General features: G+C 61.3%; 13 protein-coding genes and 1 pseudogene. 12 read left to right on the plus strand and 2 right to left on the minus strand.

The features are described from left to right. On the minus strand, positions 1 to 614 hold a 614-nt coding region (locus GA0061099_RS13510), incomplete at its 3' end, for an integrase arm-type DNA-binding domain-containing protein (protein WP_141697592.1). Between the two features lie 475 nt (positions 615 to 1,089). On the opposite strand from GA0061099_RS13510, the pseudogene GA0061099_RS43090 reads away from it, so the two are divergent. Further along, a pseudogene (locus tag GA0061099_RS43090) lies at positions 1,090 to 1,191 on the plus strand (ATP-binding protein); the annotation flags it as partial. Positions 1,192 to 1,355: 164 nt separating this feature from the next. Here GA0061099_RS43090 and GA0061099_RS13520 read toward each other — a convergent pair. Next, positions 1,356 to 2,162 (minus strand): enoyl-CoA hydratase-related protein, encoded by an 807-nt coding sequence (locus tag GA0061099_RS13520; protein ID WP_074447737.1) that lies wholly within the window; start codon positions 2,160 to 2,162, stop codon positions 1,356 to 1,358. Between the two features lie 107 nt (positions 2,163 to 2,269). On the opposite strand from GA0061099_RS13520, the gene GA0061099_RS13525 reads away from it, so the two are divergent. From GA0061099_RS13525 to GA0061099_RS13575, 11 genes are all read left to right on the plus strand, one after another. Next, positions 2,270 to 3,037, plus strand: a complete 768-nt coding sequence (locus GA0061099_RS13525; protein ID WP_074447738.1) for an IclR family transcriptional regulator — start codon at positions 2,270 to 2,272, stop codon at positions 3,035 to 3,037. 149 nt (positions 3,038 to 3,186) lie between these two features. Further along, a complete protein-coding gene (locus GA0061099_RS13530) occupies positions 3,187 to 3,933 on the plus strand; it encodes a dienelactone hydrolase family protein (RefSeq protein WP_074447739.1) in 747 nt (248 codons plus the stop codon). An 84-nt stretch (positions 3,934 to 4,017) separates the two neighbouring features. Beyond that, the gene (locus tag GA0061099_RS13535; RefSeq protein WP_074447740.1) at positions 4,018 to 5,178 is read left to right on the plus strand and encodes an ABC transporter substrate-binding protein; all 1,161 of its coding nucleotides are present in this window, start codon (positions 4,018 to 4,020) and stop codon (positions 5,176 to 5,178) included. 37 nt (positions 5,179 to 5,215) lie between these two features. Next, a complete protein-coding gene (locus GA0061099_RS13540; RefSeq protein WP_074447741.1) occupies positions 5,216 to 6,091 on the plus strand; it encodes a branched-chain amino acid ABC transporter permease in 876 nt (291 codons plus the stop codon). Positions 6,092 to 6,116: 25 nt separating this feature from the next. After that, a complete protein-coding gene (locus tag GA0061099_RS13545) occupies positions 6,117 to 7,127 on the plus strand; it encodes a branched-chain amino acid ABC transporter permease (RefSeq protein WP_244620974.1) in 1,011 nt (336 codons plus the stop codon). Beyond that, positions 7,108 to 7,893 (plus strand): ABC transporter ATP-binding protein, encoded by a 786-nt coding sequence (locus tag GA0061099_RS13550; RefSeq protein ID WP_074447743.1) that lies wholly within the window; start codon positions 7,108 to 7,110, stop codon positions 7,891 to 7,893. Before GA0061099_RS13545 ends, GA0061099_RS13550 begins: the two co-directional genes overlap by 20 nt. After that, positions 7,883 to 8,596 (plus strand): ABC transporter ATP-binding protein, encoded by a 714-nt coding sequence (locus tag GA0061099_RS13555; protein ID WP_141697594.1) that lies wholly within the window; start codon positions 7,883 to 7,885, stop codon positions 8,594 to 8,596. Before GA0061099_RS13550 ends, GA0061099_RS13555 begins: the two co-directional genes overlap by 11 nt. A gap of 37 nt (positions 8,597 to 8,633) precedes the next feature. After that, positions 8,634 to 9,857 (plus strand): CaiB/BaiF CoA transferase family protein, encoded by a 1,224-nt coding sequence (locus GA0061099_RS13560; RefSeq protein ID WP_074447744.1) that lies wholly within the window; start codon positions 8,634 to 8,636, stop codon positions 9,855 to 9,857. Positions 9,858 to 9,870: 13 nt separating this feature from the next. After that, entirely contained in the window at positions 9,871 to 10,941 is a 1,071-nt protein-coding gene (locus GA0061099_RS13565; RefSeq protein WP_074447914.1) for an acyl-CoA dehydrogenase family protein, read from the plus strand. An 11-nt stretch (positions 10,942 to 10,952) separates the two neighbouring features. Then, positions 10,953 to 12,110 (plus strand): acyl-CoA dehydrogenase family protein, encoded by a 1,158-nt coding sequence (locus GA0061099_RS13570; RefSeq protein ID WP_074447745.1) that lies wholly within the window; start codon positions 10,953 to 10,955, stop codon positions 12,108 to 12,110. 26 nt (positions 12,111 to 12,136) lie between these two features. Then, the gene (locus tag GA0061099_RS13575; protein ID WP_074447746.1) at positions 12,137 to 12,913 is read left to right on the plus strand and encodes an enoyl-CoA hydratase/isomerase family protein; all 777 of its coding nucleotides are present in this window, start codon (positions 12,137 to 12,139) and stop codon (positions 12,911 to 12,913) included. The last annotated feature ends 4 nt before the right edge of the window (positions 12,914 to 12,917 follow it).

A 12,917-nucleotide genomic window follows, 5' to 3' on the forward strand; every position in this document is an offset into this window, starting at 1 on the left:
AGCGATCGATTGGTCTTCCGAGCATGATTGTAAATGGCCCGCAGCGTCCGCATGCTGCCATTCGCCATGTAGGGACCGTTCTCCTTGGAAAGCTCATCATGCTTTTCGGCGACGCGACCGGGATCGTTCGCGAGGTCGAGCAGAGGGGTGTCAAGCCATTCGGAAAAGAGACGCTCGACGTGATCCCGATAGCCGCTTATCGTTTTTTTGCTACGGCCTTTTCGAATCATGTGGGCTTCCAGATAGCGTTGCCAAGCCTGCTTCAGGGTAACGCTCGCTACAGCTTCATCCCGGTTGGTATTGCCCTGTTCGGCGTTTCCGTCTTGCCTCGCTTTCGGGTGCTTTCCCTTGCTGATTTGAGCAAGATATTCCTTGGCAAGCGAGCGGGCCGCTCGGGTCGTTAACTCGCTGGCATCTCCAATAGACACTCTAATGGATGAGGCCCGCTTTCCTCGTTGCCTAAGATCACCTTGAACGGTGAAGGTCCTTTTCCGCTTCCCCACGACCACGAAGAAGCCTTTCAGCTCGGTGTCGCGAGCCAGATACCAGCCATCTTCAGGAGACGGTAGCTGAGCGATAGCCTTGTCGCTGAGAGCAATGCGAATATCGGTCATGGGGGGACGTGAACTGTTAAAACGGTTTTCAAACGGTTTTGGCGAGCCGAGGTGTTTGAAGGTCTGCGTTCGCCGGACTGCGAAGCTATGCGACAAGTCCCTATAAATAAAAGGTCTTCTTCGACCTCACCGTAGTGTAGCGCAGATTCAGAAATCGTAGAGAGGCGCCGGTTTTGAACTCTTAATCAGCGGGTCCCAGGTTCGAGCCCTGGCGCGCCCACCATAAATCCCCTCACAAAGTCAAGCATCTAGCGTCTCACTTACGAAGTACGGAGTGTGAACGTTTAGACGGGTTTTGAAGCCATTTAGACACCTCTGTGCGCGTTCTCTCGGATGGGTCGGTGTTCGAGTTAAGGAGTTGCTCATGGTGCTCTTTGGTGCCTTCCATGAGCGATGGTCTGGTTCGCTAGGCAAGGTTGTCGAACCAAATAGACTTCCATCGAGAAAAGACCGACGAGCCGACAGGCCGGTCGTACGGCTCGCCGAGCATCTGACCCGGATGGACTTCATCGTGCTGGATGAACTCGGCTATTTGCCCTTCGCCCAGTCCGGTGGCCAGCTTCTCTTCCACCTCGTCATCTTCAGCACCAGACGTCAGCGGCATCTAAGGCAGAGGGCAGTTAAGGGACTAGAGCAGAAGAGACTCATTGAGGTCACCTACTGGGTCTTCTGGCGTAAACTTCTGGATGATCTTGCGGAGTTCTGCTGCGGGCTCCGAAATCAGGCGCGCTGATCGCGCGGTCACTTGCCGGTGAAGCGCGGCGCTCGCTTTTCAACGAAATGAGCGACGCCCTCCTTGAAGTCCTCTGCTTCGCGGCAGATCGCAACTTCCGTGTTTGCGAGTTGCGTGGCTTCGGCCAGGGTTTGCCGGGGAGCTGCTGTCAATTGCTGCTTGATGATGCGCATGGACCGCGGTGAGCAAAGATTGGCGAAATCGGATGCCGTCTGCTGCACGGTCTCGCGGAATGTGTCTGCTGGCAGCATCCTGACCAGGCCGAGCCGCTCGGCCTCCGCAGCCTCAACCACCCGCCCCGATAGCAGTAGGTCTGCCGCATTCATTGGTCCGATGAGCTGTCGCAACATCCAGGCGCTGCCGTGCTCTGCGATCAGGCCACGCCGGGCGAAGGAGGTGGTCAGCTTTGCACCCGCGGCCATGTAGCGAAGATCGCAATAGAGTGCGATGCAAAGACCGACGCCTGCAATCGCGCCATTGATGCCTGCAATGACTGGCTTGGGGACGGCAAGCAGGTAGCTGTATCGCTGCGCAAGATCATCGTCGGTGTCAGGGCAAACGACTGATGCAGCGGAAGCAGCATTTCCTGAAGACGCATCGGACAGGCGGACCATGTCAGCGCCCGCGCAGAAGCCGCGGCCCGCGCCGGTGATCACAATCGCACGTACGTCGCCGTCCTCGCACGCGATCGTCATCAGGCGGCGGAGTTCGCTCTCCATGACCGGCGTCCACGCATTCATCTTGTCCGGCCGGTCGAACGTGATCGTCGCAACCCGATCGGAAACTTCGAACTTCATCTGCTCGGCAGAAACCATAGGCGCGCTCCATTTGGTGAGTGGTCTAGCAAAGGCCGGATAACCGCGAAATGGCTTTCGCTAATGGGAAAACTTTTCTATCTATGTGAAAAAGCAAGTGAGGAAGCATGTCTAAAGAGGTCATCAAAACCGCCAAGCGGCTGTTCGAGATCCTGGAATATTTCGATGAAGTGCAGCGGCCCTTGAGTCTGAAGGAGGTCGCGCTGCGCTTCGGGTACCCGGTCTCCAGCGCGTCCGCGGTTCTCAAAAGCATGGTGGTGCTCGGCTATGTCGATTTCGACCGCTATTCCAGGACCTACATGCCGACCATGCGGATCGTTCAGCTTGGGAACTGGGTGCAGGGGGCTCTCTTCGGCGAGCGGGGGATTTCGGCCCTGGTCAATCACCTTAACAAGGAAACGGAAGAGACCGTCAGCATCGCAACGCAGAGTGACCTGTACATGCAATATATTCATGTTCAGCCATCACCGCGCACAATCCAGTTCTCGATCAGGCCAGGGACGATCCGGCCCCTCGCGCGCTCGGGCCTTGGATGGATGCTCTTGAGCGCCCGTTCGGATGACATGATCGAGAAGCTCGTGCGCCGCATCAATTTCGAAGAGGAGGATCGGAAGAAGAAGGTCGATTTGAAGGAGCTGATGCAGAAGCTGCGCAAGATCCGCAAGGATGGCTACGTCATCTCGCTTCACACCGTGACGGCCGGAGCAGGCGTCATCGGCATGTTGTTGCCGGAGCGGCGCCACGGCCGCATCCTGGCGATCGGCGTCGGCGGCCCAGTCGAGCGGCTGGTGTCCAAACGAACCCAAATCCTGCGATCGCTACGCGAAGGCATCGATAAATTCGTCACGCGGGAGGACCGCGCATCCGCGACATAAGCCCGCAACCGATCAGATTGATTTTCACATATCTGTAAGTACGCACGCATATCTGTAATGCTCTGGCTTTCAGCTGCGGCCCAGCACATTCTCCCGCCCACTCCACGCCTCGACGCGCGGGGATACAAAACGGTTAGAAGGGTGGAGTCGTGCAGGAGAAGGTCGTCGATCTGAAAACCAAGGACGGGGTGATGAACACCTATGTGTTTCACCCGGACCGTCCAGGACCGTTCCCTGTCATCATCTTCTATATGGACTCGGTCGGTGTCCGCGAGGAGCTGTCAGACATGTGCCGGCGTCTCGCCACCGTCGGCTATTACGTTATCATGCCGAACATGTATTACCGCATGGTCCGCTGCGTCGATCTCGACGCCAACCGGCTGTGGGACCCGGCTTGCGCGGACAAGCTGGAGTTGATGTGGAAGCTCAACCGGCACCTCACCAACACCATGGTGATGGATGACACCCAAGTCATGTTCGACTTCCTCGCCAACGAGCCGGCGGCGCGGCAGGGCAAGACGGGATGCGTCGGCTATTGCATGAGTGGCCGCTACGTCTATCGCGCGATGGGCGTGTTTCCCGATCGCATGGCCGCCGGTGCGTCCGTCTACGGCGCGCGTCTCGTCACCGACCAGCCGGACTCCGCACATCTCGTCACCGACAAGATCAAGGGCGAGATCTACTTTGCGCTGGCCGAGCATGATCACTACGCGCCGCCCGAGATGCTCGAGCAGGTGTCACAGGCGATCAAGACGGCCGGCATCAAAGGCCGGATGGAATACTATCCGGAAGCCGAGCACGGCTTCGCGTTTCCGACCCGGCGCCTCTACCACAAGGCCAGCACCGAGCGGCATTGGGAACGCTTGTTCGATCTCTTTCAGCGCAATCTGAATTGAGCTCGAACCTCTGAGCCGACCTGCATTCAAGGAAGCCGCCGGGGCGTCGTAGCGCGTCCGGCAGAAAATCATAAGGGAGGAACGATGAAGCTTGCGGATCGTATAAAGGTGCTGCTTTCGGCAGGGACCGTTGTGGCCACCACTTTGCAACTCGCTTACGCGCCCAGCGCGATGGCTGCCGACCCGGTAAAGATCGGTCTAGCGCTGCCGCTGAGCGGCGCAGCAGCGACTTACGGCCAAGAGCTGCAGCGCGGCGCCGAATACGCAGCCGAACTCATCAATCAGCGCGGCGGCATTCTCAGCGGCCGGAAGCTCGAATTAGTCTTCGAAGACGAAAAGGGCACTCCTCAAGGCGGAGTTGCAGCGGTGCAGAAGCTGATGTCCGTTGGGCGAGTGAAGGCGATCACGGGCGGAACGAATAGCTCGGTCGTGCTTGCTGAGTCCTCTGTCACAAAGAAGCGGATCCTGCAGGTTAACGCGGGCGCGCAGGCTGACGCCATCACCGATCAGGGAAGCCCATGGCTGTTTCAGATCAACAACACGGTATCGTTGAATTCGGAAGCCTTCAACGCCTACATTGTGAAGACCTTGAAGCCCAAGACGGTCGCCTACATGGGCGAGAATTCCGAGTTTAACAAGACCGTTCTGGAGAAGCTCAAGGAAAGCCTCAAGTCAGCCGGCATCGAACTGGTCAGCACGTCGACCTACGACGCCGAGACCAACGACTTCACGTCTATCCTCACCAAGATCAAGGCGAGCAATCCCGACATGATTTACGTCGCCGATGCCTATCCGGCGCGTGCAGCCCAACTCTGGAAACAGGTGCGACAGATCGGCGGCTTCAAGATCGAGGTAATGTCGCCGGGCGTGGTGACGCCGGGCATGATCAAGCCTTCGGAAGGCGCGATGAATGGCGTCATCACGGGTGAGATCTTCATGGCGTCCGACCCGGGGCCAGACGGCAAAGAATTCGTCGAGAATTACCAGAAGAAGTTCAACAGTGTCCCGGGCAAAGGCGAATTGGTGATTTTCGAAGCGATCAATCTGATTGCGTCCGCGATGGACAAGGCCGGCACCGATAGCGACTACGACAGGATATCGAAGGTCATTCGCGAAGGTGCCTGGCAGAGCCCGCGTGGCCTGCTGAAGTTCGACGAAAAGGGCAGGGCGCGCGCGCCGTACTTCTACATTCAGCGAGTCGAGAACGGGGCTGTCGTTCAGCTCGAGCGCGTCAGCTCGAACTGAAGATCGACCGCAGATCAAAGTAGAAGGCGCGTCGGCTTTGGAACTTTTGGCTCAAACCCTGGTCAACGGATTGGTGCTCGGCGCCGGCTATGCCGTCATTGCCGTCGGCCTGACGCTGATCTTTGGAATCGTGGGCATCGCAAACTTTGCCCATGGCGCGTTCTTCGCCATGGGCGGCTACGCCTGTTATCTCCTGACGTCGCAAGGCCTGAGCTATTTGGCCGCTGTTCCGCTGTCCGTACTGATCGTCGTGATCATCGGAGCGCTGACCGAGTGGATTGTCATCAGGCGCAGCCTCTACGGAGACTCGCATCACGGCTCGCTGATCGTGACCTTCGCGCTCGGTCAAGCGGCGGTGGCCGGACTGATCCTGATCTTCGGGCCGGATCCGCTTCCCGTGCCGTCGCCTCTAGGGCAGAGCACGATGCGATTTTTCGGGATGTTCGTCACTTCGCAGCGCGCTTTCATCTTCGTTTGCTCGATGCTCGTGCTCGGTGCCCTCGGCCTCTGGCTTCGCCTGAGCATCAAGGGTCAGCAGGTCGTCGCAGTTGCCCAGAACGCGCGCGGCGCGCTTTACTCCGGGATTGACGTGCCCTGGATACGCGCGCTTGCCTTTGTGCTCGGCGTCGCCGCGGCGGGTCTTGCCGGTGCGCTGCTGGCGCCGATCACGACGATCTATCCGACCATGGGATACAGCGCCCTGATCGTTGGATTTACCGTCGTCATCCTGGGCGGCATGGGCAGTATTCCCGGCGCGATGCTGGGAGCGCTCCTGATCGGTGTCGCCAACGCGCTGTTCGAAACTTATGTCTCGGTCTCTTGGACGCCCGCATTGGGCTGGGCGCTTGTCATCGCAACGCTGTTATTCCGTCCACAGGGACTGCTTGGTCAACTCCAGCAGCATCGGCACTAGTATGGCGACCCAGGACTTTGGCACCATGATCGACAGCAAGCAGGTCGGTGTCTCGGACAGGAAAATGTCTGGACGCACCGCGCGGGAGGCCTCCTCCGTCGCCTGCGCGCTCATTGTCATCGCCGTCTTCGCTTACACCTTCAGCGACCCGTTTGTGGTAACTCTGGCAGGCTATACCTGCGCGTTCGCCCTATTTGCCTTGAGCATCAACATCATCCTCGGCGGTGTCGGCGAAGTCCCGCTCGGCCAATGCTTGTTCTTCGGTGTCGGGGCTTATGGCGCGGCGATCGGCATGGGCAAACTGGGGCTGCCTTTCCAAGTCTCGGTGTTCATCGCGCTCATCTTGTCCGTAGTGCTGGCCGCGATCATCGGCGTCATTACGCTGCGCTTGACCGGTGCATATTTCTCGATCGTCTCCTGGGGCCTTACCGGCGTCGCGATGGTCGCAGCGACGAATCTCGAGGAGGTCACCGGGGGTCCGCTCGGCCTGTTCGGTTTCCCGCCGATCGAGATCGGTCCACTTCAATTGTCGGATCCGCAGACCTACTTTGCGGTCACGGCCACCATTCTTCTGCTCGCTATCCTGTTCCTCGTAGCCCTGCGCCGATCTCCCTTTGGCGCCGCGATGGACAGCGTGCGCCAAAATCGCCATCTCGCCCGCTCCGTGGGCGTCGATGTCGCGCGTGTCCGACTGAAGGCATTCATGCTGAGCGCGCCGTTCGCCGCGCTGGCCGGCGCGCTGGCCGTTCCCTACACCCAGATCGTGACACCCGAGGTGTTCAGTGTTGCAAACACTGTGGACGGACTCTTGATGGTGCTGCTGGGGGGCGCTCAGCTCGTGGTCGGTCCCGTCATCGGTGCAGCAATGTTCACGTTGATTCCGCAGGCGATGAACCTCGATCCGAACATACGGATCCTGGTGTTCTCGTCGATCATCATTCTGATCATGATGTTTGCCCCAGGCGGTCTGCATCAACTGGGCGTCGCCCTGCGGGATCGGTTCGGAGGGAAGACAGATGACGATCGCAGCCGCTGAGCGTCCGGCCGTCTCGGCCCGGGATATCGTCAAGCGGTACGGAGGCGTGACGGCCCTGAACGGCGTCAGCCTCGACGTTCAGGAAGGCGAGATTTTTGGCATCATCGGTCCGAATGGCGCGGGTAAGTCGACGCTGTTCGATATCCTCTGCGGAATCACCGTCCCAACAACCGGATCAATCCGCATTATGGGCAACGAGATTGCGGGGGTGCCGCCGCACCACATCGCGCGTTCGGGTGTCGCCCGGACCTTCCAGAGGACCGCTGTGTTTGCCGAAAGCACAGTGCTCGAAAATCTTCTCTTCGGGCGCCATACGAGCTTCCACCACGGCGTTCTGGGCCGAATCTTCGGCAGCAAGACCTTTGCCGGGGATCAACAGGCCTTCCAAACGCGCGCCGAGGAGGTGCTCACGCTCATCGGCCTTGACGGAGAGCGGCACCGAAAGGCGGGCGTGCTGGCCTATGGCGTGCAGCGCCGGCTCGCTGTCGGTATCGCATTGATGTCCGATCCGAAAATCATGTTTCTCGATGAGCCGGCAGCCGGCATGAACGGCCGCGAGACTGCCGACTTCATCGCGCTGATTCGTGCCATTGCGCCGGGGCGGACGATCCTGATCGTGGAGCACGACATGGCCGTGATCCGGCAACTCTGTGGCCGCGCGCTTGTCGTCGTGGACGGCAAGCCTGTTGTGGTTGACGCGCCGCATCACGTTCTCAGCCATCCGGAAGTCGTGACCGCTTATCTGGGGGCTGACGATGACGAGTGATGGCACGCTGCTGACGGTCAATGGCGTCTCGGCGGCTTACGGCAAGGTCGTTGCGCTCCGCGGCGTCTCGCTCTCCGTCAAGCACGGCGAGATCGTTGCGATTCTCGGCGCCAACGGTGCGGGCAAGACCACGCTGTTGAACGCGATCTCCGGCGTGCTGCCGATCGCGGCGGGCCGCATCGAGTTCGCAGAGAAGCGCATCGACGGATGCAAGCCCTGGACGCTCAGCCGCGCGGGCATCAGCCACGTCCCCGAGGGACGCGAGATATTTCCGTCGATGACTGTCGAAGCGAACCTGAAGATCGTCGACGCGTTCGGCAGCGGCCCGATGTTCTCAGTCGAGGACGTCTTGAACATGTTTCCGCGCCTGCGTGAGCGCTTCCGTCAAGCCGCCGGAAATCTCAGCGGCGGTGAGCAGCAGATGCTGGCGATCGGCCGCGGCTTGATGGCGCGGCCCCGGCTGATTCTGTTCGACGAGCCGTCACTCGGGCTGTCGCCGTTCTTCTCAAAATTCGTGCTCGGCGCGATCGGAGCGCTGCGGACCAAAGGCCTCTCGGCGCTTTTGGTCGAGCAGAACATGCGTGCGGCGCTCAAGATTGCCGACCGGGCCTATGTGCTCAGGGTGGGCTCGATCGTGCGCGAAGGAACGGCCGGCGAAATCGCTGATGCCCCCGACATCCAGGAAGCCTATCTCGGCGCTTAGCGCAGTCAGCTCGTTGCAAGGGATTTGAGACAGACACATGCAGGGTCGACGCAATCTTCCACTCGATGGCCTCACGGTCATCGATTTCGGCCAGGTTTACCAAGGGCCGTACGCGACCTACCTGATGGCCAAGGCCGGCGCCAAGGTGATCAAGATCGAACCGCTGGCCGGTGAGCCCGTTCGTCAGCGCGACAGCGTCAGCCGCGGCTCAGGCGCGCCGTTTGCGATGCTAAACGGCCATAAGAAGTGCATTACGCTCGATCTGAAATCCGCGAAGGGGAAGGAGATCGTCAAGGGCCTGGTCAAGGGCGCGGATGTCCTCCTGGAAAACTACGCACCGGGAGTGATGGATCGTCTGGACATCGGCTGGTCCGTGCTGCACGAGCTCAATCCCCGACTGGTCTACGCATCTGGATCCGGTTACGGACTCTCGGGTCCGGATAAGGACAATCTGGCCATGGACGTGACCGTTCAGGCCGTGTCAGGCTTGATGAGCGTCACCGGCTTTCCAGATAGTCCGCCCGTCAAGGCCGGCCCGGCCCTGGTCGATTTCATGAGCGGAATTCACCTCTATGCCGGCGTGATGACGGCGTTGTACGAGCGGCAGATCACGGGCGTCGGCCGTCTCGTGGAAGTCGCTATGCAGGAGGCCGTGTTTCCTGCTCTCGCCTCCAACCTTGCCTACATGTACGACATCGGCCGGGCGCCGCCCCGAACCGGCAATCGCCACGGCGGGCTCTCCGCTGCGCCCTATAATGTCTATCCGGCAAGCGACGGCTACATCGCGATCATCGCGACCAACGACAAGCATTGGTCCGCCCTGCTGCAAGCCATCGGGCGGACCGAGCTCGCTGATGATCCGCGTTTCCGGGACAAGGTTGCGCGAGTCCGCAACATGGACGAAACCGACCAGCTGATCGCGGACTGGAGCTCGAAGATCACCCGCGAGGAGGCCTGCGCGGCGCTGGCGAAATTCAAAGTGCCGTCCGCGCCGGTACGCGACCTCGAAGAGGTCTGCAACGACCGGCACATGCATGCGCGCGGCATGCTCGAATGGATCGAGCATCCGCAGTTCGGGCGGATCGTGATCCCGGACAGCCCGATCCGCATCCACGGCGCCGACAGATTGCCTGCCGCGGTCTCAGCCAGATTGGGGGCGAACACCGACGAGGTACTGTCATCGATGCTCGAGATGTCGGATCCTGAGATCTTCGCGCTGCGAACCGAGGGCGTGATCGGGCCACGCCCTCCATCCACCTAACGAGAGAATGACGATGTCAGCTTCTGAAACCCTCGTCGTCGAAACCGCCGCGCGTGTCCTGGCGGATCTGGCCGATCCGCAGACCATCGTGCAGCAGCGCGACGACGCCTGGAAGGCGCCGCTCTGGTTGTCGCTTCAGGAAATCGGACTGGACCTCGCCTGGGCCTCCGAGACCGGCGGCGGTGCTGGCGCGTCGCTCGCCGATGGCTTCGGCATCATTCGCGAGGCCGGCCGCGCGGCCTTGGCAGTGCCCCTCGCGGAAACGCTTCTGGCCGGATGGCTGCTCGACCGCGCGGGCCTGACTGCGCCGGGCGGCCCGATGACGGTGGCGCCGGTACGGCCGAAGGATCATCTCACGCTCGACAAGGCTGGCCGCGTCAACGGCCGGGCCCGCATGGTGCCCTTTGCCAGCGATGTCGAGCATCTCGCCGTGCTGGCGACTGGGGACCAGGGACCGTTGGTCGCTCTGGTCCGAACCGCCGATTGCAAGCTGAAGCCCGGCAAGAGCCTCGCGCGGGACGCGCGCGACACCGTGGAGCTCGCGAACGTTCTGCCGGTTCACAGTGCACGCTTGGAGGAGGCGGGAACACAGGAGAAGGACGTTCTCCTGCTGATGGGCGCAGCGGCGCGAGCGCAGCAGATTGCCGGCGCTCTGGACAGAATTCTCGAACTCTCGGTTCTTTATTCGCAGCAGCGTGTCGCGTTCGAGAAGCCGATCTCAAAATTCCAGGCGATCCAGCACAGTCTCGCGCGGCTCGGCGGCGAGGTCGCTGCGGCAGCGTCCGCTGCGGCGTCCGCTGCCGATACGATCGCCAACACCGGCTTCGATGACGCCGCCGCGCTGCTGGAGGTTGCTGCGGCCAAGATTCGCTGCAGCGAGGCCGCTGAGGTCGGGACCGGCATTGCCCATCAGGTGCACGGCGCGATCGGCTTCACCGACGAGCATATCCTGCACCGGTTCACGCTCCGTCTGCTGTCGTGGCGGGATGAGTTTGGTGACGAAACGTTCTGGAGCCTCAAGCTCGGCGAGCTCATTGCGGCCAGAGGTCCCCGGGAACTCTGGCCCCTGCTGGCCTCTCGCTGAAAGGAGCCGCGATGTCCCTCATCCATTTCGACGCCATGCGCCTGCCAGCTCGTTGCCAGGAACTGCGCAAGGAGGTCCGGGCGTTTCTGGAGAGCGAGATCGCCGCCGGCACGTTCGATCCTGACAGGCCGGAGGTCGGCGACAAGAACGCGGATGAGTTCTCCCGTCGTGTCGGTGCGAAAGGCTGGATCGGAATGACTTGGCCCAAGAAATATGGCGGTCAGGAGCGCAGCTTCCTCGAGCGCTATGTCGTGACCGAGGAAATGCGGATCGCCAATGCTCCCGTGCGGCGCTTCTTCGTCGCGGACCGGCAGAGCGGCCCAACTCTCATTCGTTACGCCCATGAAAAGATCAAGCAAGACGTGCTGCCCCGGATCATCCGCGGCGAGCTTTTCTTCTGCATCGGCATGAGCGAGCCGAACTCGGGCTCGGACCTGTTCGCAGCGAGCACGAAGGCGACCAAGACGGACGGCGGCTGGCTGATCAACGGTACGAAAGTCTGGACCAGCAGCGCGCACCTTGCGGACTATATGATCGGCCTGTTCCGGACCTCGGGTTCGACCAAGGAGAATCGGCGACATGGCCTGACCTCGTTTCTGGTCGACATGAAGACGCCCGGCATCACCTGCCGGCCCATCGGCCAGATGAGCGGCCAGCGCGACTTCAACGAGGTCGTGTTCCAGGACGCCTTCATTCCGGATGATCATGTCATCGGCGAGGTCGATGGTGCCTGGAAGCAGGCTACAAGCGAGCTGGCTTACGAGCGATCCGGGCCGGAACGGTTTCTCGAGACTTACGACGCGCTGCTCGCGCTCACCAATGCGGCGGGTGCGAAGCCGGATGTCCGAGTGACCGTCGGTATCGGGCGGCTGGTCGCGCAGCTGCACACTTTGCGCCGCATGTCCGTCTCGGTGGCGGGGATGCTCGAAGCAGGCCGAGAGCCCGTCGTCGAGGCCGCGATCGTTAAGGACCTTGGCACAGTCTGGGAGCAGGGCCTGCCGCATCGGGTGCGCGAACTCGCTTCGCTGCTCGACCTCGAGGACGACGAAGAGGATGTATTCCGCAACAAGCTCGACTTCGAGCTCAAGATCGCACCGAAGCTGACGATCCAGGGCGGCACGACGGAAGTCCTGCGGGGCATCATCGCGCGCGGACTTGGACTTCGCTGATTAGGACAAAAGGAATCTGACGCCATATGAGCACTGATATCGCAGTTACTTCGCAAGGCCACGTTGCAATGATCGAGATCCAGCGGCCGCCGCTGAATTATTTCGATCTCCAGCTCATCCGCGACATCGCCGACGCACTCGACAAGATCGACGCGAACGCCGAAATCCGGTCCGTCGTCCTTGCCGCGCAGGGCAAGGCGTTCTGCGCCGGAGCGGATTTCAATACGCCGGCCCGGGACGCGCCGGCCAATGGCGACCAGCGGGACAGCGGCCACCTCTATATTGAGGCCGTGCGCATCTTCCGGAACAAGAAGCCGATCGTCGCAGCAGTGCAGGGCGCCGCAATCGGCGGCGGCTTTGGCCTCGCGATGTCGGCGGATTTCCGCGTGACCTGTCCCGAGGCCCGGTTCGCCGCGAACTTCACCCGTCTCGGCTTCCATCCCGGCTTCGGACTGACCGTCACCCTGCCGGAGGCCATCGGCAAGTCCAACGCCGAGCTGATGTTCTACACCAGCCGGCGCGTCACCGGGGAACAGGCGCTGGCGATGGGATTGGCGAGCGTCTTGGTCCCTCAGGATAAGGTCCGCGCGGCCGCCATGTCGCTCGCGCAGGAGATTGCCGAATGCGCGCCGCTCGGCCTGCTGTCGACCCGAGCGACCATGCGTGCCGGGCTTGCGGACCGCGTCAAGACGGCGACGGATCATGAACTGACCGAGCAGAACCGCCTGCGCGCGACGGATGATTTCCGGGAAGGCGTCAAGTCCACGGCGGAACGGCGATCCGCAAATTTCACCGGCAAGTGAGAGC

Source organism: Bradyrhizobium yuanmingense (genome assembly GCF_900094575.1).
Lineage (GTDB): Bacteria > Pseudomonadota > Alphaproteobacteria > Rhizobiales > Xanthobacteraceae > Bradyrhizobium > Bradyrhizobium yuanmingense.

Excerpts from the sequence above, each read along its gene's own strand:
- GA0061099_RS13520 (WP_074447737.1), bottom strand. The coding sequence starts at position 2,162 with ATGGTTTCTGCCGAGCAGATGAAGTTCGAAGTTTCCGATCGGGTTGCG.
- GA0061099_RS13525 (WP_074447738.1), top strand. The coding sequence starts at position 2,270 with ATGTCTAAAGAGGTCATCAAAACCGCCAAGCGGCTGTTCGAGATCCTG.
- GA0061099_RS13535 (WP_074447740.1), top strand. The coding sequence starts at position 4,018 with ATGAAGCTTGCGGATCGTATAAAGGTGCTGCTTTCGGCAGGGACCGTT.
- GA0061099_RS13545 (WP_244620974.1), top strand. The coding sequence starts at position 6,117 with ATGATCGACAGCAAGCAGGTCGGTGTCTCGGACAGGAAAATGTCTGGA.
- GA0061099_RS13550 (WP_074447743.1), top strand. The coding sequence starts at position 7,108 with ATGACGATCGCAGCCGCTGAGCGTCCGGCCGTCTCGGCCCGGGATATC.
- GA0061099_RS13555 (WP_141697594.1), top strand. The coding sequence starts at position 7,883 with ATGACGAGTGATGGCACGCTGCTGACGGTCAATGGCGTCTCGGCGGCT.
- GA0061099_RS13560 (WP_074447744.1), top strand. The coding sequence starts at position 8,634 with ATGCAGGGTCGACGCAATCTTCCACTCGATGGCCTCACGGTCATCGAT.
- GA0061099_RS13565 (WP_074447914.1), top strand. The coding sequence starts at position 9,871 with ATGTCAGCTTCTGAAACCCTCGTCGTCGAAACCGCCGCGCGTGTCCTG.
- GA0061099_RS13570 (WP_074447745.1), top strand. The coding sequence starts at position 10,953 with ATGTCCCTCATCCATTTCGACGCCATGCGCCTGCCAGCTCGTTGCCAG.
- GA0061099_RS13575 (WP_074447746.1), top strand. The coding sequence starts at position 12,137 with ATGAGCACTGATATCGCAGTTACTTCGCAAGGCCACGTTGCAATGATC.